This window comes from Brassicibacter mesophilus (assembly GCF_050433385.1).
Lineage (GTDB): Bacteria > Bacillota > Clostridia > Tissierellales > Proteiniboraceae > Brassicibacter > Brassicibacter mesophilus.
In genome coordinates, this window is record NZ_JBNPXI010000031.1 from 20,861 (window position 1) to 44,269 (window position 23,409).

At 32.6% G+C, this 23,409-nt stretch carries 24 protein-coding genes; all 24 read right to left on the reverse strand.

All coding sequences use genetic code 11. From position 1 onward, the window contains the following. The gene (locus HNR33_RS20615; protein WP_429087368.1) at positions 1 to 747 is read right to left on the reverse strand and encodes a thiamine pyrophosphate-dependent enzyme; all 747 of its coding nucleotides are present in this window, start codon (positions 745 to 747) and stop codon (positions 1 to 3) included. Continuing rightward, positions 747 to 1,808, reverse strand: coding sequence for a 3-methyl-2-oxobutanoate dehydrogenase subunit VorB (locus HNR33_RS20620; protein WP_429087370.1), 1,062 nt, complete (start codon positions 1,806 to 1,808; stop codon positions 747 to 749). Before HNR33_RS20620 ends, HNR33_RS20615 begins: the two co-directional genes overlap by 1 nt. A gap of 22 nt (positions 1,809 to 1,830) precedes the next feature. Next, positions 1,831 to 2,061, reverse strand: a complete 231-nt coding sequence (locus tag HNR33_RS20625; RefSeq protein WP_429087372.1) for a 4Fe-4S dicluster domain-containing protein — start codon at positions 2,059 to 2,061, stop codon at positions 1,831 to 1,833. 38 nt (positions 2,062 to 2,099) lie between these two features. Beyond that, positions 2,100 to 2,774, reverse strand: a complete 675-nt coding sequence (locus HNR33_RS20630) for a nucleotide-binding protein (protein WP_429087374.1) — start codon at positions 2,772 to 2,774, stop codon at positions 2,100 to 2,102. Between the two features lie 62 nt (positions 2,775 to 2,836). Beyond that, entirely contained in the window at positions 2,837 to 3,913 is a 1,077-nt protein-coding gene (gene buk, locus HNR33_RS20635; RefSeq protein ID WP_429087376.1) for a butyrate kinase, read from the reverse strand. 13 nt (positions 3,914 to 3,926) lie between these two features. Next, the gene (gene ptb, locus HNR33_RS20640) at positions 3,927 to 4,832 is read right to left on the reverse strand and encodes a phosphate butyryltransferase (RefSeq protein ID WP_429087378.1); all 906 of its coding nucleotides are present in this window, start codon (positions 4,830 to 4,832) and stop codon (positions 3,927 to 3,929) included. Continuing rightward, complete coding sequence (buk, locus tag HNR33_RS20645) at positions 4,825 to 5,916, reverse strand: butyrate kinase (protein WP_429087379.1); 1,092 nt, start codon at positions 5,914 to 5,916, stop codon at positions 4,825 to 4,827. Before buk (HNR33_RS20645) ends, ptb begins: the two co-directional genes overlap by 8 nt. Positions 5,917 to 6,124: 208 nt before the next feature. Then, positions 6,125 to 7,849 carry a sigma 54-interacting transcriptional regulator gene (locus HNR33_RS20650; protein WP_429087380.1) on the reverse strand — a complete coding sequence of 575 codons (1,725 nt, stop codon included), beginning with the start codon at positions 7,847 to 7,849 and terminating at the stop codon, positions 6,125 to 6,127. 29 nt (positions 7,850 to 7,878) lie between these two features. Next, positions 7,879 to 9,096, reverse strand: coding sequence for a CdaR family protein (locus HNR33_RS20655; protein WP_429087382.1), 1,218 nt, complete (start codon positions 9,094 to 9,096; stop codon positions 7,879 to 7,881). Continuing rightward, positions 9,077 to 9,910 carry a diadenylate cyclase CdaA gene (gene cdaA / locus HNR33_RS20660; RefSeq protein WP_429087383.1) on the reverse strand — a complete coding sequence of 278 codons (834 nt, stop codon included), beginning with the start codon at positions 9,908 to 9,910 and terminating at the stop codon, positions 9,077 to 9,079. The genes HNR33_RS20655 and cdaA overlap by 20 nt, the downstream gene beginning before the upstream one ends. A 200-nt stretch (positions 9,911 to 10,110) precedes the next feature. Further along, positions 10,111 to 11,331 carry a CapA family protein gene (locus HNR33_RS20665; RefSeq protein WP_429087385.1) on the reverse strand — a complete coding sequence of 407 codons (1,221 nt, stop codon included), beginning with the start codon at positions 11,329 to 11,331 and terminating at the stop codon, positions 10,111 to 10,113. A 157-nt stretch (positions 11,332 to 11,488) separates the two neighbouring features. Continuing rightward, positions 11,489 to 12,232 (reverse strand): sugar isomerase domain-containing protein, encoded by a 744-nt coding sequence (locus HNR33_RS20670; RefSeq protein WP_429087387.1) that lies wholly within the window; start codon positions 12,230 to 12,232, stop codon positions 11,489 to 11,491. Between the two features lie 3 nt (positions 12,233 to 12,235). Next, a complete protein-coding gene (gene ulaA / locus HNR33_RS20675) occupies positions 12,236 to 13,519 on the reverse strand; it encodes a PTS ascorbate transporter subunit IIC (protein ID WP_429087388.1) in 1,284 nt (427 codons plus the stop codon). A 22-nt stretch (positions 13,520 to 13,541) separates the two neighbouring features. After that, complete coding sequence (locus HNR33_RS20680; RefSeq protein WP_429087390.1) at positions 13,542 to 13,835, reverse strand: PTS sugar transporter subunit IIB; 294 nt, start codon at positions 13,833 to 13,835, stop codon at positions 13,542 to 13,544. Positions 13,836 to 13,855: 20 nt separating this feature from the next. Beyond that, positions 13,856 to 14,296, reverse strand: a complete 441-nt coding sequence (locus HNR33_RS20685) for a PTS sugar transporter subunit IIA (RefSeq protein WP_429087392.1) — start codon at positions 14,294 to 14,296, stop codon at positions 13,856 to 13,858. A gap of 20 nt (positions 14,297 to 14,316) precedes the next feature. Continuing rightward, entirely contained in the window at positions 14,317 to 16,299 is a 1,983-nt protein-coding gene (locus tag HNR33_RS20690; RefSeq protein WP_429087394.1) for a BglG family transcription antiterminator, read from the reverse strand. An 89-nt stretch (positions 16,300 to 16,388) separates the two neighbouring features. Next, entirely contained in the window at positions 16,389 to 16,571 is a 183-nt protein-coding gene (locus HNR33_RS20695; protein WP_429087395.1) for a hypothetical protein, read from the reverse strand. Further along, positions 16,558 to 17,277 (reverse strand): PrsW family intramembrane metalloprotease, encoded by a 720-nt coding sequence (locus HNR33_RS20700; protein WP_429087397.1) that lies wholly within the window; start codon positions 17,275 to 17,277, stop codon positions 16,558 to 16,560. Before HNR33_RS20700 ends, HNR33_RS20695 begins: the two co-directional genes overlap by 14 nt. A 104-nt stretch (positions 17,278 to 17,381) precedes the next feature. Continuing rightward, entirely contained in the window at positions 17,382 to 17,615 is a 234-nt protein-coding gene (locus HNR33_RS20705; RefSeq protein ID WP_429087399.1) for a hypothetical protein, read from the reverse strand. Between the two features lie 123 nt (positions 17,616 to 17,738). Next, complete coding sequence (locus tag HNR33_RS20710) at positions 17,739 to 18,005, reverse strand: HPr family phosphocarrier protein (protein WP_429087400.1); 267 nt, start codon at positions 18,003 to 18,005, stop codon at positions 17,739 to 17,741. A 279-nt stretch (positions 18,006 to 18,284) separates the two neighbouring features. Further along, the gene (locus HNR33_RS20715) at positions 18,285 to 18,896 is read right to left on the reverse strand and encodes a DUF5317 domain-containing protein (protein ID WP_429087401.1); all 612 of its coding nucleotides are present in this window, start codon (positions 18,894 to 18,896) and stop codon (positions 18,285 to 18,287) included. Beyond that, entirely contained in the window at positions 18,886 to 20,172 is a 1,287-nt protein-coding gene (locus tag HNR33_RS20720; RefSeq protein ID WP_429087403.1) for an HD-GYP domain-containing protein, read from the reverse strand. Before HNR33_RS20720 ends, HNR33_RS20715 begins: the two co-directional genes overlap by 11 nt. 226 nt (positions 20,173 to 20,398) lie before the next feature. Beyond that, positions 20,399 to 21,028, reverse strand: a complete 630-nt coding sequence (locus HNR33_RS20725) for a hypothetical protein (protein WP_429087405.1) — start codon at positions 21,026 to 21,028, stop codon at positions 20,399 to 20,401. 94 nt (positions 21,029 to 21,122) lie between these two features. Then, entirely contained in the window at positions 21,123 to 23,033 is a 1,911-nt protein-coding gene (abc-f, locus tag HNR33_RS20730) for a ribosomal protection-like ABC-F family protein (RefSeq protein ID WP_429087407.1), read from the reverse strand. Positions 23,034 to 23,409 lie beyond the last annotated feature (376 nt).

Consider the following 23,409-nt stretch of genomic DNA (forward strand, 5'->3'; position numbering starts at 1 on the left):
CTATTCCACCTCCTCAGGAGTTCTAAGGTTACCTAATGGATAATAAGGTATCATATTCTCTTTCAACCATCCTAAAGCTTCAACTGGTGTTAATCCCCAGTTTGTAGGACATGTAGATAATACTTCTACGATTCCGAAGCCCTTTCCAGATAATTGAAGCTCAAAAGCCTTTTTAATAGCTTTTTTAGCTTTTCTAATATTTGCAGGATCATGAACTGAAACTCTTTCAACAAACTTAGCTCCATCTAGAGTAGCAAGCATTTCAGAAACTCTTATAGGTTTACCTGCGTGATTTTCATCTCTTCCGTATGGAGCAGTTGTAGCTTTTTGACCTACTAATGTAGTAGGAGCCATTTGTCCACCTGTCATTCCATAAATAGCATTGTTAACAAATATAGTAGTTATTTTCTCGCCACGTGCAGCGGCATGAACTATTTCAGCAGCTCCAATTGATGCTAAGTCTCCATCACCTTGATAAGTAAATACAACTTTATCTGGATGAACTCTCTTAATACCTGTAGCAACAGCAGGCGCTCTACCATGAGCTGCTTCTTGCATATCACAATTAAAATAATCATATGCAAAAACTGCACATCCTACTGGAGCAACTCCTATTGTATCTCCTAATACTCCAAGTTCTTCTAATACTTCTCCTACTAATCTATGAATAATACCGTGGGTACATCCTGGACAATAATGAAATGGCTTGTCTGTTAAACCTTTAGTTTTTTGAAATACTACAGTCATTATTTGTCACCCCCTGCAATTTTCTTAATCTCGTCTACTACAGCGTTTGGTGTTGGTACCATACCACCTGTTCTACCATAGAAATAAACAGGCTTTCTACCGTTAATAGCTATCTTAACATCGTCTATCATTTGTCCTGTACTCATTTCTACAGTTAATATACCTTTAGTTTTTTCGCCTATTTTGTTGAATGCTTCGTCTGGGAATGGCCATAATGTAATTGGTCTGATAAGACCTACTTTTAAGCCTTCCTCTTCACATTTTGCTATAGCATTCTTAACTATTCTTGAAGTAGTTCCATATGCAACAACTACTACATCTGCATCTTCTAGGTTATACTCTTCCCATCTTACTTCTTTTTCTTTGATCTCAGCATACTTCTTTTCTAGTTTGATAACATGATCTTCAAGTACTTTTGGATCTATATATAGTGAATTAACTATATTAGGCTTTCTAGTTTCTTTAGTACCTACTGTAGCCCAATCTTTTGGTTTAAGGTCTCTTTTCTTAGGCTCATTAAACTCTACTGGCTCCATCATTTGACCTATCATACCATCACCTAGAACCATTACTGGAGTTCTATAGTAGTCAGCAACATCAAATGCTTCCATTACCATATCAACAGTTTCTTGAAGTGAAGCTGGAGCGTATACTACATGTCTGTAGTCTCCATTTCCTCCTCCTCTTGTAGCTTGGTAGTAGTCAGATTGAGCTGGTTGGATACCCCCTAAACCAGGACCTCCTCTAACTATATTTACGATAACACATGGAAGCTCTGCTCCTGCAATATATGAAATACCTTCTTGCTTAAGTGCTATTCCTGGGCTTGAAGAAGAAGTCATAACTCTCGCTCCTGCACCAGCTGCTCCATATACCATATTAATAGCAGCAACTTCACTTTCTGCTTGTAAAAATACTCCACCGTTTTTTGGTAGTTCCCTTGACATAAACTCTGGTAGCTCATTTTGTGGTGTAATAGGATAACCAAAGAAATAATTACAGCCAGCTTTAATAGCAGCTGCACCTATTGCCTCATTACCTTTCATCAAGACTTTAGCCATTTAATTCCCCTCCTTAAAATGATTATTCTTCCATTTCTCTTTCAACTTTAATAACTGTATCAGGACAAATTGTTGCACAGTTTGCACATCCTATACATTTGTCCATTTCCTTAACTGTAGCTGGATGATAACCCTTAACATTAATTTTTTCTTTGTTCATTACAACAATTTTAACTGGGCATACTGTAGTACAAAGTTCACAGCCTTTACATCTGTCTTCATTAAAAGTAACTTTACCTTTTGCTTTTGCCATTTTTCACCCTCCCATTTTCTTGAAATTTAAAATTGAGATTAGCACATCCACTCTTCTCTCATATATAATTTTATAGGGAATATTTCTCCCTTAATTCCTGCCGGTAATTCTTTAGCAACTTTTTCTAAAGCGGCTACATACTTTACAGGTATATTCAATATCTTCGATACTTCTTCTACTAGTCCTTGACCTGATAGAACATCTTCAACTGTTGTGCTTTTTAATAGATGAGTATTATTGATTAATCCTGTTACCTTAGCTCTAGATACTCTTTCAATTTCTTTTATATATTTAATGGTATTCTCAGCATTTTGAGTTTCTGGTCTATTTGCATTTACTACAAACAGCATATCGTATTTGCCTTCTTGAAAATAGTTGTAGTATCTTCCTAAAGCCCTAGCACCTGCGGGGTCTCCTCCAACATCAAGAATTGCTTCATAGCTTTCGTCCTGTAACGGCGTGAAAACTTCAGCAGAAACAGACGGGACATCTACAGCAGAGCCCTTTATTGAGCTACCTAAAACCTTTATGCCTATTTTCTCTAGTTCTTCAGATTTTTCACGACTTCTAAAATAAGGATTTACTACATCTAAATCAGCCAATGCCACTTTTTTGCCTTGTTCAGCTAATTTAACTGCATAGTTTACTGCAAATTCTGTTTTCCCACTTCCATAATGTCCAACTATAACTCTTATTCTGTTGTCCTTTAGCATATAATCACCCTCTACAAAAATGCTATGCATTTTTGAATATTAGTTTAAATGTAATTTAAATATTAAATATATTGTTTAGCACTTTCTTCTTTTCTTAAAACTCTAAGTCCACCTTCTGCCAAAGCTATTAGCTCGTCTTCGCCTGGATATACGATTACATCTGAAATAAAACTAACTCTTTCTTTTATCCATTCAATAAATCTCTTGTCATATGCGATTCCGCCTGTTAATATTATGGCATCTACTTTTCCTTCTAATACTACTGCTTGACTGCCTATCTCTTTTGCAACTTGATATGCCATCGCTTTATATACTAGCTCAGCTTTTTCATCTCCATTATCTATCATCTTTCCAACTTCTCTAGCATCATTTGTATTTAAGTATGCTACTAAACCACCATTACCTTTTATCATTTTCTTTAAATCATTTAATGAATACTTACCAGAGAAGCATAGTTTTGTTAAATCTCCTACTGGAAGACTACCTGATCTTTCAGGAGAAAATGGTCCTTCTCCATCAAGTGCATTGTTTACATCTATAACTCTGCCTTGTTTATGTGCACCTACTGAAATCCCTCCACCTAAATGTGCAACAAGGAAGTTAACCTCTTCATATTTTTTACCTAAATCATTAGCTGCTCTTCTTGCAACAGCTTTTTGGTTTAATGCGTGGAAAATACTCTTTCTTTCTATTTCAGGCATACCTGAAATCCTAGCTATGTCTTCCATTTCATCAACAACAACTGGATCTACTATATATGAAGGTATATTTAAGTGTGAAGCTATTTCATATGCTATTACTCCACCAAGATTAGAAGCATGCTCCCCTAAAACACCTGTTTTAAGATCCTCAAGCATTACATCATTTACTTCATATGTTCCACCAGATATAGGCTTTAATAGCCCTCCTCTTCCAACTACGGCACTAAGCTTTGTAACATTTATTCCTTTTTCATTTAATATCTCAAGAATAATATTCTTCCTAAATTCATACTGTTCAAAAACTGTACTGTATTGAGATAACTCCTCTGCAGAGTGTCTCAATGTTTCTTCAAACACTAACTTTTCATTATCATATATAGCTATTTTTGTTGAAGTAGATCCAGGGTTTATAGCTAATATTCGGAAAACTTCTGCCAATTTTATCCCTCCCTTAGTATTTTGATGCCATCAGCACGCCTAATGCTATCGAATTTAGTTTTGCTTCATCACTATCAGCTCTTGATGTTAAAACAACAGGGGCTTTTGCACCTACTATGATACCTGCATTCTTTGATTTGGCTAAAAATGCTAATGATTTATATAAAATGTTACCTGATTCAATATTGGGTGCAAGTATAATATCTGCATCACCTGCAACTGGATGCTCTATTCCTTTGTGTCTTGCCGCTTCTTTTGATATTGCATTGTCTAGGGCAAATGGTCCTCCAACTATACAGCCTTCAATATCACCATTTTTATTCATTTCTTCTAGGGCTTGAGCATCTACTGTAGCTGGCATTTTAGGATTAACCTTTTCTTTGGCACATACCACTGCAACCTTAGGACTGTCTATATCAATTGAGTGTGCCACAAAAGCTGCATTTTCAATGATATCCTTCTTCTGACTTAAATTTGGAGCTATATTCATTGCAGCATCAGTAACTAATAGAAGCTTATCATATGTTTCTATATCAAACACTGCTACGTGACTTAATACTTTTCCAGTTCTTAACCCAATTTGCTCATCTAAAACTGCTTTTAAGATGATAGAGGTATCAACTAGTCCTTTCATGACAATATGAGCTTTACCTGAGCTGACAAGCTCAACTGCTTTTCTTGATGCTTCTACTATGTCCTTTATATCAATAATCTCAAACTTACTAGTATCTAATTCTATTTCAGCAGCTACTTCTATAATTTTTTCTTTATCTCCTACTAAAATTGCATCTGCAATATTTAAATCATTAGCTTGTTTTACAGCAAGCAAAACTTCTTTGTCTTGAGCTACAGCTACAGATATTGTCTTGGGTCCTCTTTTTTCTGCCAGCTCTAAAACATCTCCAAAACTTCTAATCATCTATTTTCACCTCGTTTTCATAGATTTTTTCACTTTCCTTGCCATCTATAACTCTAAGAGCACCCTTATTAAGTGCTTCTAATTCGTCTTCCCCTGGATAAATTGTAATTGGTGCGATGAACTTCACCATACTACTAATTTTTTGTGTAAGTCTCTCTGCATAAGCTAAGCCACCTGTAAGTATTATTGTATCAACTTTTCCATATATAACTGTAGTCATTGCACCTATTTCTTTTGCTATTTGATATGCCATAGCATCAAACACAAGCTTTGCTTTTTCATCCCCATTGACTATTCTCTCTTCTATTTCCTTAGCATCATTTGTTCCTAAGTAAGCAACTAGCCCACCTTTTCCTTTTATCTTTGGCTTTATCTCATTAAATGTATATTTACCTGAAAAACACATTTTTATTAAGTCACCTACAGGTAAAGTACCTGTTCTTTCAGGCGAAAAAGGACCCATTTCATTAGCATTGTTGACATCCACAATCTTACCTTTTTCGACAGGCGCTACAGATATTCCTCCTCCTAAATGTGCTACAATTAAATTTATTTCTGTTAATTTTGAATTATTTTCTTTAGCGAATCTATGTGACACTGCCTTTATATTCAATGCATGTACCTGAGATCTTCTTTGTATCTCTGGCATACCAGATATTCTGGCTATATCATTTATTTCATCTACTGCAACAGGATCTACTATATAAGCATTTATACCTTCTTTGTCTGCTATACCCTTTGCTAAAATACCACCAAGGTTAGATGCATGATCTCCATTTATTCCTATGCTCAGGTCCTCAATCATTTTTTCTGTAACAATATATGTTCCTGCTGGCATTGGTCTTAGTAAGCCACCTCTACCAACTACTGCTTTTAATTCATTAGTATTAATGTCTATTTCACTAAGCCAATCAAGTATCATTTGCAACCTATATTCATACTGGTCAGGAATCTTTTCAAATTTCTCTAAATCATTGCTTTTATGTTCTATTTTTTTCGTGAAAACCTTTTCCTCATCTTGGTATAACGCAACCTTTGTTGAAGTTGAACCTGGGTTTATAGCTAATATGTATCTTTTTTTCATCTTTTCACCCCTGTATTAAAGTTATCCATGCAATATATTTGCAACTTTTATGCCAAATTACAAAGCTTTGTAGCTTAGATACTCTAATATGAGAAAAAGGTATAAAATCATAGCTTTTATACCTTTCTCACATAATATAAGGCAATAATTTTGCAAAAACTTGCATGCATTTTTTTGCATTTATATATAACGTGCAATTTTTTGCATATTATATTTCTATGTTATGCTTTTCTAGCTTATAATAAAGATTCCTTATCGATATTCCTAAAGCTTTAGCTGTTTTTGTTTTACTGTTTTTATATTTATTTAATGTCATGAGAATAAATTTTCTCTCAGTCTCAGATAGTACTTCTTCAAGCTTTACATCTTCATTCATAATATATGCTTCGTCTAAGGCTTTAATAGGTTCAAGAATGTTATTGTATTTAACATTTAGCTTAGGCATATGGCCTTCTAAAATAGTATTTTCATTATGCAGCATGTTTATTATGCTTCTTCCTATAACATTTTCAAGCTCTCTTACATTACCAGGCCAATCATACTCTTTGAGCATTTCAATAGCAGTTAGGGATATGTTTTTGACACTTCTTCCATATTCCTGATTAAACTTTTGTATAAAATAAAGGACTAAGCTGTAAATATCGTCTTTTCTAAGTCTAAGTGCCGGTATATTAATTGGAACAACATTTATCCTATAGTATAGATCCTCTCGGAATCTTCCATCTTTAATAGCCTCTTCTAAGTTCATATTTGTTGCAGCTATGACTCTAACGTCTATATTGATTGGTTTTATGCCGCCTACTCTTACTATCTCTCTTTCCTGCAAGACTCTTAGAAGCTTCAACTGTGTATTTGAGCTGATTTCACCTATCTCGTCAAGAAATATTGTCCCTCCACTAGCCTCTTCAAATAATCCTTTCTTTCCACCTTTTTTTGCTCCCGTAAAGGCTCCTTCCTCATATCCAAAAAGTTCACTTTCAAGTAATGATTCACTTAATGCTGCACAATTTACTCTAACAAATTGACAAAACTTCCTAGAGCTAGAATTATGAATAGCATGAGCAAATAGTTCCTTGCCCGTACCACTTTCTCCCCTTAACAATACTGTTGCAGGTGTCTCTGCTGCTATTGTTGCTTTTTCTATAGCGCCCAACATAAGCTTATTATTTCCAACTATATCATCAAAGGTATATTTTGCTTCAAGTTTTCTAATAATTTGTTTTGCTTCCTTTAACTCCTTAGTAAGCTTAATTATCTCTGACACATCATCTAGAATAGCCACACTTCCTCTTAGTTCACCATCAACAATTATGGGTGCTGCATTTGCTATTATATCTGTTTTACTTGGGCCAACCTTCATTCTAGCCTTTCTCACTGGCTTCCCTGTAGACAACACCTTCATATGAATGCTTTCGCCTTCAACAATATCTGCAGAAGCTGGTTTGCCTATTATGTCATCTTCCTTTAAACCGGTAACTTTCGTGTATGCAGGATTTATCATGACATTCATTCCATTTTGATCTACTACAGATATTGCTTCTTGCGTAGCATTAAATATAGCCTGAAGCATGCTTTGGATTTCTTTAAGGTTTGTAATTTGTGCTGCTAAATCAAGAAAATCTGTTACATCTCTAAAAACAGCAACTGCACCAATTATATTTCCATCTTCGTCTCGAATAGGCATTCTATTTGTTATGATTTTTATCTTACCAAGATCCTGTTGGCGGTTAAGCTCCAGATCTCCTGTCTCAAGTACATACATTAGTCTAGTATTTACTATCACATCTACTACTGGCTTGTTGATTGCAAAGCTTTGCGATATACCAGTAAGTTTTTCTGCAGCCTTGTTGAACAATGTAATTATTCCTTTTTTATCGACTGCTATCATCGCATCGTGCGTTGAATTTAGAATAACTTCTAACTCTTTTCTCAAGTTTGACCTCCTCTAGCAAATAGGGTATTCTAAAACTCTTTCTTAAGAGTTAGATGTATGCTGCTTGGCTCTACATCTACCAAATCAATATTGTCTGGCTTAGCTATCTGAATATCAACAATATGTGTACCTTCTTCTAAATCAAGAAAATCAGCATATAGTGTTATATCTTCCTGTTTCAATCTTTCAATACTGCTTTCTGTGCCTCTTACAGTTACCTTAAATTTTTCTGTAGAGTTAGATTTGTCCAGTGTAAGCTGTTGATTTAAATTAGTAAACGTAATTTTTTCTAAGTCGTATTCAAGCTCTTTCTCTACTATTTTTTCAACCTTTATTGTAGCCGTTGGCTTAGTACTGCTGTCTACCAACGCTACTCCTTCTGGCAATACAAGTACAACTTCAACTTCTTTGTCACTAGTTATGAAGTCTATATCAATAGGTTCAGTTTCAATAGAAGAAATGTCTTTGATATTTTGTTCGTACCCTTTAATTAAAATATTACTTGGGTTAGTCTGAATTCTTGTAATCTTATATCCATTTAGTGGTGAACCTTTAGTCTTAGGCTCTATAACCACATTTTTTGTTGGAAGCATAGGTAAAGTCACTTGTACTGTGTTTGGTTCTTTTTCTATGCCTCTTACTTCTTTTCCTTTATCATCTACTACTTTTAAAGGCACATCTGTTTTTATATCACTTGTAAGCTTTGTCACGTCTACACTAGCAATAACCTGTGATACAGAATTTATCCAACTTCTAGGGCCTTTTATTAAGATAGTATTTGGGTTTACTTGACCTTGTCCTACACTATACCCGTCTTCAACTGCACCTATTGGCTTTAGTATAACAGGTTTCTCTCTTGTAACTATACTGTCAAACTTAAATAATATTTGCTTAGGAGTAGTGCTTTCTATATCTATTTTTTCAGGTACCTTAACTTCCACAGGAACCTTATTTGAACCTTCTGAATATCCCCAAAGGTCAGCTTGTGCGATTATATCACTACTACTCAGTGTATTAATATCACTACGCCTTCCTTTAACCTTTACTGATATCTTTACTTCCTTTGGCTCCATAATAACGAGTCCTTCCTGTTGCAGTGAATCCTCATTTAACAAATTGACCTTTACATCAGTAAACTCTTTAGTAGTAAGAGGATTAACTTCACTCATCACATAAGACCATAATACTGTGGCAATGAAAATAGCCACTATTTTTATTGTAAGGTTTCTATACTTCCCTTTGCTCATTTTTATTCCTCCATTTAGAGAATAAGCTCTGTTTTTGAGAATTCGGCTTGTACAGATCTATTAGAATTTCCTTTAATGTCTTTATATCTATATATCTAGTAAGTTTACCACTATCTGCAATTGAGATAACTCCTGTTTCTTCAGAAACAATTATTGCTAGAGAGTCAGATCTTTCTGTTACGCCTAATGCAGCTCTATGTCTTGTCCCCAGTTCTTTACTTAGATACATATTATCAGTTAGCGGCAGAAAGCATCCTGCAGCCTTTACGGTATCATCTTTAATGACTACTGCTCCATCATGTAAGGGTGTATTAGGTATAAAAATATTAATTAATAGTCCGCTTGAAACTTTTCCGTTTATCTTAGTGCCAGTCTCTACAACTTCATTTAAACCAGTATCTTTTTCTAATACAATCAAAGCACCTATTTTCTGTCTTGAAAGCGAGGCTGTGGCTTCTACAATTTCATCCGTAATAATGTCAATATCTTCATCTTTTATTTCAATAAGCGACTTTGTAAAGAATCTAGTTCTTCCAATATGCTCTAATGCTCTTCTAAGCTCAGGCTGAAATACTATTAGTAAAGCTATTACTCCAACAGTCATTGTTTTTTCAAGTATCCAAAAAACTGTGTATAACTGTAGGATTTCACTAATTTTTGTTGCTACTAATAAAACCACTATACCTTTTACTAGCTGTTCAGCTCTTGTTTCTCTTATTAACATAAAAAGCTTGTAAAAAACAAAAGCTACTATGGCGATATCTATGATATCTCTTAATCTAATATTTAGAAATAAATCTTGAAAATATTGCAATCTACACACCCCTGTAAAAAATATATTTTTACCGTTAATTTTATTTAATTCTAAACAATTTATAATTATTCCTTTAATATTTAAAACAATCTCTAACTTGATTATATAATAAATACCACTTAATTGAAATACTATTTGCGAACTAGAGTTTCAAATATACGTTGACTCTTTATTATATAAAATTGAACCAGAGAATATGATTATCTCTGGTTCATTAAATTAATAGTATTGCTATATGATTCTTGCACATTAGAAAGAACTTCTTGACTAAGTCCATCGTCATTTTTTTCTAAATATTCTGTAGTAGGCATTATAGAGTATTTAAATTTCCCACCTTCACTATATCTATAAACCCATGTAGGTATATAATCGATGTCTTTTACTATGGTTTTGTTTTCTAGTACATCTTTTTCTAAAGTGAGCTTAACAACTATTCCGTCTTCAGTATATTTTCTATTCTTATTAGTCAATGTTTCACGTCTCTGATTCGATATAAAATTACCCATTGAATATACTATAAATTTATCTTCACCATTATAGTTTACTATTTCAGACCTTTGAACAACATGAGGATGACTACCTAATATAATATCTGCACCCCATTCAATCATTTTATTTGCTAAATCAATTTGCTGCTGAGATGGCTCTCTCTGATACTCATTTCCCCAATGTATAAATACAGTTGTTACATCTACTCCTAATTCGTCTGCTTTCTGTATGTCATTTTTTATCTTATCTTCGTTAATTATATTTACCATATAGTTCAGTTCTTCAGGAGTTAAAAGAGTTTCAAGTCCATTACATCCGTAGGTATATGATAATAAAGCCATTTTTATACCATTTACATCTTGAATCATTATGTCTTCACTAGGCTCTTTGTATGTTCCAAAGCTTTCTAAGCCATATTCATTAATATTGTCGATAGTCTCTATAATTCCCTCTTTTCCTTTATCTAAGCTATGGTTATTTGCCGTTGAAAGTATATCAAAACCAGCATTTTTAATAGCTTGGATTGCAGATTTAGGAGTGTTGAAAGTAGGGTATCCTCTATAGCCATGCTCTGGACCAGCTGTAACTGTTTCAAAATTAGCAAGTGCCAAATCAGCACTTTCTATATATTTCTTTATACGACTAAATGTAGACTCAAAGTCATAATCCTTTGTTTCAGGATTATATGCTCCCTTTACTTGTGTAGAGTGAAACATAATATCACCAGTAGCTACTACTGTTGAGGTGATTTTTTCTACCACAGGCTCTTGTTCAATAACAGTACTACTGTCTGCTATTTCTCCTTGAGAATCTTTTATTTTCTCTTCTTCTGCAATTCCATTGTTATATTTTTCTGCAATATATCCGACTGATATGAGAGCTAGAAAAAATATTACTAACATAAATATTAGAATTGATTTTTTTTTCTTCATAATATTTCTCCTTGGCGTAAATTTAATTAGTTTATTATACACTCATTTTACATTATTGCCAAAGCTTTTTCTAGTTACAATTTTCTTACATTAAAAATATTACTAAAAAAAGCAGACACTTTTATGTCTACTTTTTTTAATCTCTACTTAGTTGATTTTATAAATAAAATATCCTATCTCTGTATTTTTGAAAAATCTCTTTATTAAAATCGTCTCCTCCATCTACATTGGCACTATGGAATATTGGAGGCTTTATTCCCTTTAGTAACAGAGTTGAAGATACTTCTACGATTATAGCATTTACAATAGCTGCTCCTGTTATAGTAGATGTTGGTGCAATTTTTTGCTCAAATCCATCAAGCTTTATACTTGCATCTTCAAAATCCCCACAATTATCTAAAACTAGATGTGAAACCTCATAAAGTCTTTTTCTGCTTTTATGTCTTGATGTAACGTTTTTAGAATATGTCATGTTTGTTATACCAATGACATATGCACCTTTCTCCTTAGCTCTTAATGCTACATCAATTACAACAGGATTTCTTCCCGATACAGAGTGAATTATTATTATATCTCCTTCCTTAATAGGGCTTTGATCAACAATCTCCACACCAAAGTTTTCTAATCTTTCCATCCTTGAAGTCATGGTAACGGGTCTTGTATTTAACATGAGGGTTGGGTTAAATATTGGATTGATTAACGCCAGACCACCTGTTCTATAAAATAATTCCTCTGCAATTATTCCCCCATGGGAGCAACCAAAAGCAAAAACTGTGTGTCCATTTTCAATGGCATCTGCTATACTTTTTGCTGCTTGTTCAATTTTGTCATATTGTGTATCTAATATATCCTCCAGCATGTTTTGTATATGCTTAAAATACTCTACTCCATATTTACTCATTTGTTACACTCCTAATCCAAACATTTTTCCTATTACTCCTCCAATTATAGACCATAGCGAGAAGTCGTTTCCTCCAAATATTATAATCCAATCTGATACAGTATTGCTTAAGAATGGAATTGAAAAACCTACAAGAAATATCATAAGTACACCGGCTACCCCAGAGCCAATTATTGCACCCCTTGTTCCACCAGTACCATTTCCTATGATGGCAGCAGTACCTATTTCAAAGAAACATGTTATAGTTAGCGGCACGATTGCATATGGAAATATCCCTGTTCTTCCTATTAGTAGGATCGTAATAACAGAAGTTATCATTGAGACAATAAATCCAATAATTACTGCATTTGGAGCATATGGAAATATAATTGGACAATCTAACGCAGGTATTGCATCTGGTATTAATTTGTCAGAAATGCCTTTGAAAGCAGGAATGATTTCAGCAAGCATCATTCTAACCCCTGAAAGAAGTACTGTTAATCCTGCTCCGAAAAGGATGCCCTGCATCAATGCGTACACTACTAAGTTTCTATCTGTCTTAAATACTTCTGCTGCACCTTCTCCAATTAAGAGACCTATTACAACATATACGATTAACATTACAATAGAAGATGTAATTGTGATTTCCCTTAGAAAATCCCATTTTTCAGAAATCTTTAAATCCTCTGTTGAGTGACTCTTGTCTCCAAATATTTTACCAACAAAACCTGAAACAAGTGATAGGATAACTGTTGGATGCCCTAAAGTAAAGGAGTCATCCCCTATAACATTTTTCACATATGGTCTTATGATTGCAGGAGCAAATATAATGTATATTGATAATAATATTGTACTAAATAAAATCAATGGTATCCCACTAAGTCCACTTTCAACACCTACTGCTACGAATATAAATGCGAACCAGAATAAATGATGTCCTGTCAAAAATACATTTTTTATCTTTGTAAATTTCGCTACTAAAATGTTAATTAGAAATGCTAAAAGCATTGCAATTCCAATCTGAGAACCAAAGCTTGAAATGAATTTATCAGGTCCCATTGGTTTTAAAGCTGCTTCTCCAGCAATACCATATAGAGAATTAAATCCGTCGCTTAATGGAATCATTGCACTAATCAGAATATTAGTTCCTTGTGTCAGTATAACAACACCTATAATTGTTTTAACAGTTCCTTTAATTATTTCAGATACTGATTTCCGCTGTAGTATAAGACCTATTAAAGCAATAAGTCCTAAAAACAAAGACGCTTCTCTAAAAATCTGATTAATAAAAAACATCACAATATCCATGTTCTTCCCCCTTTCTATTTATTTACTTGTTCATTATTTCTTTAAGAATTTGTAGTCCCTTTTCTTCAATTTCCTTCTTATCAATAAAATTCTTGATTGCTATTACTGGTACTTTTACCTTTTCACTTATCCCTTTCTCTAGTTCCTTTGATGTAAATATTACATCACAAGGCGTTGAAGTTGCTGAACCTACATCAGCTGTAAAAACCTCTGCATTGATTGCATTAGACTTCAATACTTCATCTATCTTCATCTTCAGTATCATAGATGAACCAACGCCAAAGCCACATACTGTTAATACCTTTATCTTACTCATTTTATTCCTCCTTTCTGTCATTATTGTTTGTTAATTAAATTGTATATCTCATCCTTGCTATTGGATGTTTTTATCTTTTCTACTACTTCACTGTTCTCAATAATGCTAGCCAGTTCCTTCAGCTCCTCTAGATGATTATCTTGAGATTTTGCTCCAAAGCAAAAAATTATTTGTACAGGATCATTATCTTCATTCCCAAATCTAACTGGTTCTTTTAAAGTCATCATGCTAATACCTTCTTTTATTACACTAGCACTTGGTCTTGCATGAGCTATAGCAATATGAGGAGCTATTACAATATATGGGCCTAGCTCTTTTACAGTTTCAACCATTTCATCTACATATTCATTTGTTATATAGCTAGTATTAACTAATAGCTCACCAGCCTTTATAATCGCATCTTCCCATCTGCTGCAGATAACATTTAACGCTATATTTTCCTTTTCGATTAATTCCTTCATTCTATTTGTGCTCCTTTATATTAATAATTTGTTAGATATTTTATGTCCGAATATTTTTTTGCATTAGCGATTTTATTTATATTCTCGTTATTTTCTAAAATTTTCACTAAATTACTCAATATTTCGAAATGATTGCCAGATCGATTTGTACCAAATACGATAATCATTTTTACTAGTTCTTTACTTTCATCTCCAAATTTTATGTGATTTTTTAAAGTTAATAAGCTAATACAATCCTTTATAACTCCTTTTTTCGGTGATGCATGAGTTAAAGCTATTTCTGGAATAATAACCATATATGCACCTAATTCCTCAACTGACTTTATCATGGCCTTAACATATTCCTGTGTAATATAACCCTTTTTCACAATTGGCTTGCTTGCTATCTCCATTGCGTCTCTCCAATCATTGCAATCATAGTCTAGTGTTACTGCAAATTCTGGGATTAGATTCCCAAGAATAATAGACTCCTTCTGTTCCTCATATATATTCTGGTTAGATAAATAGTTTAGCTGTTTCCTCATTGTATTCTTAAATATTAAGGTTTTCAGCCTATTTATATCACTGTTTTCTAATAAAGGATTCACTATAACTACCTTTGGATTTTTAATGTCTAGTTCTATTGTTGAAACAATAAAGTCTATTCTATCCTGTTTAAGAACCTCATTAATCTCATCAATACCAACAGGTCCTACTAAACTAATCTCTGGTAACATAATATTGAGTCTAGTTTTCAAAAGATTTGATGTAGCCAAACCACTTCCACATACCACCAGTACCTTTGGCATAAATCCATTTTGCTTATTTCTCTCAAAGGCTGCCCCTATATGCATTGCAATATATGCAACCTCCTCGTCGGGAAATTCACCTTTTATCAGATTCTCATATTTACCAACAATTTTTTTAGATATTTCAAATATAAAAGGGTGCCTGTACTTAACCTTTTCAGTTAGAGGATTTACTATCCCTAGGTTGTTCTTTAATCTATAAAAGGCTATTTGTAGATGAAGATTTAATGCGCTTCTAAATTCAATATCTTCCTTTAATTTTATCCCTAAAAACCCTTCTGCTTCATTTATTATATCTTCTGTAATACTCATTATTTCAAAATCAGATTCATAGTCTCTTTTCCCATATCCTTGGGTATTTCTTATTTTTGCTCCAAGAAATATCTTAACTAAATAAATTATCTCTTCATCTCTAAAAGACACATCGTATTTTCCCTCTATCTTTTTTAATAATGACCTTATAGAATTAAAATTTTTATTATTAATGGATTTTTCAATCACTTCCTCAGAATAAATAATATCCTTGCCAATCAGTATTCTCTTAATAGAGACTAATATATGAAACATAAGCTCCTTTTTTGCTTCTTCTGTATAAAAAATACTTAACTCCTTCTCATGAGAATCTATTGCATCTAAAAAATCATCAAATTTCATCTGATTAAAAATATCAATAATTACATGACTTGCTAAAAAGTGTTTTCCTAACCCATTCATTAAAAGCTTTACTAAATACTTTCTCAAGTTTTCTTCGTCACTATTAATACTCAAACCATAGTGTGGTCTTCTCTCTAGTGTAATGCCATTAATTCTCAAAATATTTTCTATACAGTCTATGTCACTCATCACAGTATTTTTGCTAACATAAATCTTATCAGCAAGTTGTTGGAGAGTAGTATTGTCTTCTGCCAATAGAAGATAAATCATAATAAAGAATCTTCTCTCCTCTATTGATAGAATTTTTCTCTCAAAACAGGATAAAAGCTTTATTATGTCATTCTTTTTTGATTCAATACCCGAAATTTTAATTCCCTTGTTTGGCTTCCTAACAAGAAGTATATTCTGCTCTTTTAGCCAGTCCTCAATATAATCTAAGTCATACCTAATGGTTCTATTACTTACTTTAAACTTTGAGGCAATTTCATTTACTGTACAAAATCTTATCTCCTTAGTAAGGTATAAAACTATATTTCTTTGTCTTTTTGTTAATAAGGTCATAAACCATTCTCCTCTATAATATAAAGCTATGGGAATTAAGTTAATTATTAAAAACTCACTCTTCAATAGTTATTATATATTAGTATATATTATTGGAAAATTCCAAATGTTTTCAGTCTAATGAGGTAATCATTGCAATAATAAAAATCAGCCATAACATAGCTGATCTTATTAATTTCTTTTTCCATAACATTCTCAAGATTTTTAGCTGATATAAAAATAGATTTTGAAATCATTTGATGAGATATAGTCCATAGATCATAACTCATCATCATACTTATCCTCATCAATAATATCAAATTTCATCTTTGACTCATGGATGTACTTGTTTAGTTTTCTTTGATTTGTTATCCAAAGATATATTACATAAGGGATAAAAACAACTCCAAATGCAGGTATTCTTGCCATAAGCATAAAATCAAATATACCATGTAATATGAGAGGCATATATAAAGATTTCTTTAAGTATAGAGCTTCATCTGCGTCATTTTTTGCAAACTTTGCTAGAGACAGGTAATATCCCATAGTAACTGCAAAAATACTATGCGCAGGTACAGATAAAATCCCTCTATAAAGTCCTACATATGAATTGAAGCTAAATCTGAATACAACATAGATTATATTTTCAACAGTTGCAAATCCTAATGCAGAAAATATGCAATACACTACTCCATCAAGCTTTTCATTAAAGTGTCTATTATGGTATATAAGCCTCTTTACTACCTCTCTTTTAAAAAATTCTTCTGTAAATCCAGCTATAATAAATGAAGTAAAAGCAATACCAAGTATCCCTGGGAAGATATTTATCCCATTTAGAATTCTCTCAACTACAATAGTTGGTATAACTGATAAAGCACCCAGAGCAAATGTTTTAAATAATAGCGAAATAGGCTCCCTATCATATCTATCGCTTAGATAAACAGCATAGGCTATTGAAATGGCAGGTGTAATTGCAATTATAAACAATCTCATGAACATATCATTTTCCCTCCTATCATTATGGTAAAAGTGGCAAAAGGGGACGGTTCTTGCTTGCCTAAAAGGCAAGCAAGAACCGTCCCCTTTTGCTCTTTTAGAGCAATTTACTTATGTTGATTTAATAAAGAGGTTAACTGATTTGAGACTTCAGAAACTTCCCAAATCTTTTCCTTAAGATTTGAGATTTTCTTTGAAATCTCTGCATCTTTAACAGTTCCATTGTTATTTGAGACAAGTAATAAGTCAATACTTGTAATATGTTCAAGATTGTTTTGATTGTTTCGTTCAATGTTTGATAATTCATTAATAAGGTTTTGCATAGTTCTAGTATCTTCCATATTATTCATCCTTCCATTTGAATTCTATTTTTATTATGTTCTATTTTTAGTATTAATATGCTTACAAATCGATAGCATATTAGTTGGAAGGATGAATTTTATTGAACCATTGTTTCTATATCATTATTGCATTTCTGGATCATTTTCTAGAACGCTAATTAAAGCTGCAATAGCTTCTTCTTCATCTTCACCTCTTGCAATAATAGTAATTTTATCACCTTTTTCAGCACCTAAGCCTATTATTCCCAAGATACTTTTAGCTTCATATTCGTTTCCTTCTTTTACAACTCTTATATCTGAAATATATTTTGATGCTTCTTTCACAAACAAACTTGCTGATCTAGCATGCAAATCCGTTTCATGCTTAAGTATAATATCTACCTTTTTCACTTTTTTCCCTCCTCTGTTACCATGTCATGAAAACATTTTCCTATCAAACCCCAAAGCCATTATCAATTTATTGTTAAAAATTAGCTCATTTCCCAATATAAGCTAATTTCTGTTTAAAAACTCGTATTTGACTTAGTGCCTTTTCAAAAGTTGTCCAAATAATAATATATATAATAGCATATTTCTGATATATTTCAATACCTTAAAAGCATTTATAAAAATTAATAATAATTAATAATGATAATATCAAAAAAACAAATAGACTAGAAGTACTCTAGCCTATATTTTACTTTTATATTCAAATGAAATAAACTTGCTGTCTCGCTTAAACATATTCTTATTAATCATAGCTTTTTGTAAGAACAAAAATATACCTACAGCTAAAAATATGTCTCCTATACTTAACATCTTAGGTAATGGATAAGGTTTAGGAATCTTTATGATATCTCCTAAAATAGGTAGTTTAGTTGCACCATCTATAATGGTATGTGTAATAACCTTTCCATCTACAAGTAGCTTTAGATATTCATGTAACCCAGCTGCTTTCAAGCCTTCTGCTGATACTGGCATTTTCCCGCCATTTATAATTATAACAATAAAATTTAGTATCGTTCCTATGAATATCAATATCATAGATTTATATCTAAAATTAAGTATAAGTGCAGTTAATATAAGAATATACGAAGCACTATGTATAAAAATAAAATATTTTCCTATGAAGTCTGACATATATGGTATGTTTTTTGAAGATAAGTATACGGATGCAAATTCTAAAATAAAACCTATGATAAATAAATACCATGCTTTTAAATCAATCTGCCCTATATTTCTTATTTTTCCTCCTCTAACCTTCCCTACTGCTAACGATGTAACTGTAGTTTCAATTAACATGAGCTAATATCTCCTTTTTTATGTCTTTCCTAACCAGATCAACAAAAGTATTTGCCAGTTTAGGATGAAACTGAGTTCCAGAATTACTTTCTATCTCAAATAAAGCCTCTTCAGTAGAAAGTGCTTTTCTATATGGTCTATCAGATGTCATAGCATCAAAAACATCTGCTATAGAAAGAATAGCTGCCTCGAGTGGGATATTCTCACCATCTATCCCTTCTGGATACCCCTTACCATCATATCTTTCATGATGATATTTTATTATTTTTGTTACGTCTTTAAGAAAATCTATATCATCAACTATTTGAGCACCTATTAAAGGATGCTCTTTAATTTTATCATATTCTTCTTCAGTCAACCTGCCAGGTTTATTAAGTATTGAATCATTTATGCCAATTTTCCCTATATCATGTAGTATTGCTGCAGTTCTTATCTTTTCTATCCTATTATCAGGAAGCTTTAATTCCTGTGCTAGTCTAATAGCATACTCTCCAACTCTAGAAGCATGTCCACTTGTATAAGGGTCCTTAGCTTCCACCGCCTTAGTAAGTGCGGTAATTGTCTCCATATACACCTTTCTCATATCTATATATAGTTTAAATGAATATCTTGCTAGTAATAGTGGCCCGAAAAATAGGAGTACACCAAAAACTCCGTATGACTTATATGCAAGAGCAATGATTATTCCTAATAAAGCAACAGAAACTACACTGGGTATCATTCCTTTAATATTGTTAGTCCATACTTTAACAAAGCATTGATTAGTCAACAATGACATCAATTCACTTAATAACAATGTATTTATTATAAGATATGTAAGTATTAAAACAATAACAGAAAGAGGGTCTAATATCAAATTATCTCTTCCTATAGTTCCTCCTGCAACCATATACATAATTCCAGATAGACCTGCTGCTAAAGTATATTGTGATGTGTTAAAAAGGGTTTTATAAATCGGTCTATTAAATACATGTTCTGTGCCTCTTTTAGGGTCTCTAACAAATCTAAATAATACACCTATACCATTAACAATATATGCAGTTAGAGGACCACCAATAACAATAGAAGATAAACTAATTGCAAACCCAACTGAAACAGCACCGCCATTTGGCAATGGAATGAGTAGTGACTCTACTACGATAGACAATACTGAAAAAAGAACTAACACTTTTATATCCATAATATGATATTTGCTAAATAATAAAAGTCCAAGAATCGCAGACATAATAACAAGTAATATAACGTATATCTTTAGTTTTTTAGGAAATTGCTGCATCCTTTTTCCCCCTTAACATAAATAGACCGGCTGTACTTATTTTAGTACCATGAGAAATTTGCACCACTTGCTAATATTAAAGCTAGAATGCTCATTAATACTACTAATGCCTTTTTCATTGAATATAGCCCCCTTTTAGTATTCTCTGCTGTTTCGCTATAGACAGCAGGCTATATTCGCTTCGCTAGATTGAAAATTTGTTCTTATTACAAATAGTTTAGCCGGTCTAATTATCACTGTGATATTTTACTACTCTTCTATTAATTGCGTCTAGGGTAGACTTCACTACAGCATCTTTTTTATCTCTATTTACAAAGGAACAACCAGCAAAAATCTGCTCACCATATTCAGCAATAAACGTGATAGCTGTAACAACAACTTCTCTGCTTGCTAGTTGAACTATCTTGATGTCTTCAAGTATAAAATTATCTTCTATCCCTAAAAAATTCTCAACTGCCCTCAGAGTTGCATTAGCTAGCATACGCTGAGAGTTGTATGTTGAATTTGCTCCTGAACACTCACCTTCAAAAATCTCTTCTTCTTTTTCTAGTAATACTTTTACATTAGCTTTTGTCCCTGAAGTAGAGTATTCTATACTTTTTACTTTTAATCTAAAATCCTTTTCATTAATTGCTTTGTCGTTTATTTGAGCTATACTAATCTTTTTATGGTCTATATCTATATCAAACATAGAAATAAGACCTGACTGTATGTCTCTAGACAACTGCTTTGGACTTCTTCCAACATCTGAAAGTATGTGTATTTCTTCAATATTTTCGTTTTCGTCTACAACTACTTTACATGAAATAATGGATTTTATTTGTTTTATAAACTGCTCTATATCTTTAATATTCATACCATCACCCACACCCCGAAGTTTTATATGATATGTATTCTACTAATTGTTAAAATTTCCTCTAATTTTTTACCAAAATTTTTAAACACAATTTTTAAGAGCTCATTTCAATCCATTTTTCCATCAGTTCATCTAGTTTGTTTTGTAATTCCTCTTTCTCAGAAAATAATTCCTTAAGCTTTTCATAGTCACTGGCCATAACCTCCATTTCCTGATTTTTTTGCTTTATCTGAGTTTCAATATCCTCAATCTGATCTTCAAGCTCTAGTATACTCTTTTCTTTCCACTTATTAGTTGTCTTATTACTTTTTTGTGTCTCTTGTCTTGGCTTTATTTCATGTATTTTAGTTTCAGCCTTCTTAGACATAGCTTCCATTTTAATTTTTTCTTCTAGCTTTTTCTCTCTATAATAGTCATATCCACCAAGATATTCTTTTAATTTTTTATTGTTGATTTCTACTAATCTTTGAGCAATCTTATTTATAAAGTACCTATCATGTGATACGAATACAATACTTCCATTAAACTGTTCTAATGCTTCTTCAAGCATCTCTCTTGATTCAATATCTAAATGATTAGTAGGTTCATCAAGTACTAACAGGTTTATATCTTTCTGCATTAACAAGCACAGTTTAAGCCTGCTTTTTTCTCCACCAGAAAGATTTTTAACCTTTTTAAAAACATCTTCTCCGAAAAAAAGAAATTTAGCAAGTATTCTCCTAGCATTCCCTTCTGTCATAGTAAAACTGCTTTTCAGTGTATCAAGAATACTTAAGTTTTCATCTTCAAATAATACTTGTTGTTCTAGATATCCAACTTTTACTCTTGAACCAATCTCAACACATCCTGAATCCGGAGCATACTCGTTTAGTAGGATTTTTAGTAGAGTTGATTTTCCACTACCATTTTTCCCGACTATACATACTTTTTCAGCAAATCTAACATGAAAATCTAAGCCATCTAGAATAGCTTTATCGTCAAATAGCTTTCTGAGCCCTACGACTTTTATTACATCCTTTCCAGACCTTTCATTCCCTGAAAAGTTTATCTGAATCTTTGGCCTATCGGTGCTTGGCCTTGCTACTTTATCCATTCTTTCTATTCTTTTTTGCATATTTGCAGCCTTTTTGAACATTCTAGGATCATCTGATCGAGTACCCCAATCTCTAAATCTTTTTATAGCTTCCTCCATGGCTTTAATCTTTTTTTGCTGGTCTTTATAAGCCTCAAACTGCTCAAGGATTCTTCTATCCTTTTCTTGCAAATAGTATGAATAATTACCTAGATAAAGAGATGTTTCTCCATCTTCAATTTCAATTATTTTGTTTACTACTCTATCAAGAAAATATCTATCATGTGAAATAATCAATACTGCACCTTTATAATCTTTCAAAAATTCCTCCAGCCATTCTATAGAATCCATATCTAAGTGGTTAGATGGTTCATCTAGCAGTAAAATATCTGGGTTCTGCAACAGCATCCTTCCTAGCATAATAGTAGTTTTTTCTCCACCACTTAGCGTGCTAAAATATCTTTCTTTAAACTCTTCGCTGATCTTTAAACCAGTACAGATTTTTGAAAGTTTCTCATCTATTTCATATCCACCCATATGTTCAAACAAATACTGCAGCTCTCCATATCTTTTCATTGCTAGCTCTAAGTCTTCAGTATTACAAGATGACATCTCTTTTTCAAGTTCGCTCATTTTTTCTCTTATTTCAAATTGCTCTTTGAAAGCCATATTGAGAACATCTATAACTTTACAACTTTCAGGGTATTCAGGTATCTGATCTAAATATCCGATAGTAGCATCCTTTTTAATAGACATATTTCCTTCATCATGCTTTTCTATTCCTGCTATTATTTTTAAAACTGTAGTCTTTCCTGTTCCGTTTCTTCCAATTAGTCCAACCTTTTCTTCAGTATGAACCTCAAAGGTAATATTGTCAAAAACCTTGTTTGCACCATAATATTTGTTTACATCCTTTAATGCGATTTCAATCATAATCATTTCCCTCCATTCAAAAAATAAAGTCTAGACAAGTAAATTCTCGCCTAGGCTTCACAAATACTAATATATAGATACAAAAAAGCCTAGGCAAGCAAATCCCTACCTAGACACGATACATTTCAAAATTACTATATAATTTGGTAAAGTGATTTACTTACTTTAAGTTGACATAATATTTAATTTTGGACACACTACTCCCTTGTAACCTATATTTGCTGAAATTATTAGTGGTAGTCGTTCCAAAACTATGCCAACAAAAGCTCGATTCATCTCTTCACCTCCTTGTATAATAATGATATAGCCATTAAGGCTAATACATATTTAACCTTTTCTATACCTAAGTAACTGAAGAAGGTATTCTTCCTTCATC

Bases quoted from the DNA above. Each gene is read 5' to 3' on its own strand.
- HNR33_RS20625 (WP_429087372.1), bottom strand. From the start codon at position 2,061: ATGGCAAAAGCAAAAGGTAAAGTTACTTTTAATGAAGACAGATGTAAA.
- abc-f (WP_429087407.1), bottom strand. From the start codon at position 23,033: ATGATTGAAATCGCATTAAAGGATGTAAACAAATATTATGGTGCAAAC.
- HNR33_RS20690 (WP_429087394.1), bottom strand. From the start codon at position 16,299: ATGACCTTATTAACAAAAAGACAAAGAAATATAGTTTTATACCTTACT.
- HNR33_RS20670 (WP_429087387.1), bottom strand. From the start codon at position 12,232: ATGAGTAAATATGGAGTAGAGTATTTTAAGCATATACAAAACATGCTG.
- HNR33_RS20665 (WP_429087385.1), bottom strand. From the start codon at position 11,331: ATGAAGAAAAAAAAATCAATTCTAATATTTATGTTAGTAATATTTTTT.
- HNR33_RS20715 (WP_429087401.1), bottom strand. From the start codon at position 18,896: ATGTTAATTGAAACTACAGTTACATCGTTAGCAGTAGGGAAGGTTAGA.
- HNR33_RS20615 (WP_429087368.1), bottom strand. From the start codon at position 747: ATGACTGTAGTATTTCAAAAAACTAAAGGTTTAACAGACAAGCCATTT.
- buk (WP_429087379.1), bottom strand. From the start codon at position 5,916: ATGAAAAAAAGATACATATTAGCTATAAACCCAGGTTCAACTTCAACA.
- HNR33_RS20620 (WP_429087370.1), bottom strand. From the start codon at position 1,808: ATGGCTAAAGTCTTGATGAAAGGTAATGAGGCAATAGGTGCAGCTGCT.
- HNR33_RS20680 (WP_429087390.1), bottom strand. From the start codon at position 13,835: ATGAGTAAGATAAAGGTATTAACAGTATGTGGCTTTGGCGTTGGTTCA.
- HNR33_RS20720 (WP_429087403.1), bottom strand. From the start codon at position 20,172: ATGCAGCAATTTCCTAAAAAACTAAAGATATACGTTATATTACTTGTT.
- HNR33_RS20685 (WP_429087392.1), bottom strand. From the start codon at position 14,296: ATGAAGGAATTAATCGAAAAGGAAAATATAGCGTTAAATGTTATCTGC.
- HNR33_RS20700 (WP_429087397.1), bottom strand. From the start codon at position 17,277: ATGTTCATGAGATTGTTTATAATTGCAATTACACCTGCCATTTCAATA.
- HNR33_RS20630 (WP_429087374.1), bottom strand. From the start codon at position 2,774: ATGCTAAAGGACAACAGAATAAGAGTTATAGTTGGACATTATGGAAGT.
- HNR33_RS20695 (WP_429087395.1), bottom strand. From the start codon at position 16,571: ATGATGAGTTATGATCTATGGACTATATCTCATCAAATGATTTCAAAA.
- HNR33_RS20655 (WP_429087382.1), bottom strand. From the start codon at position 9,096: ATGAGCAAAGGGAAGTATAGAAACCTTACAATAAAAATAGTGGCTATT.
- ptb (WP_429087378.1), bottom strand. From the start codon at position 4,832: ATGATTAGAAGTTTTGGAGATGTTTTAGAGCTGGCAGAAAAAAGAGGA.
- HNR33_RS20725 (WP_429087405.1), bottom strand. From the start codon at position 21,028: ATGAATATTAAAGATATAGAGCAGTTTATAAAACAAATAAAATCCATT.
- ulaA (WP_429087388.1), bottom strand. From the start codon at position 13,519: ATGGATATTGTGATGTTTTTTATTAATCAGATTTTTAGAGAAGCGTCT.
- HNR33_RS20705 (WP_429087399.1), bottom strand. From the start codon at position 17,615: ATGGAAGATACTAGAACTATGCAAAACCTTATTAATGAATTATCAAAC.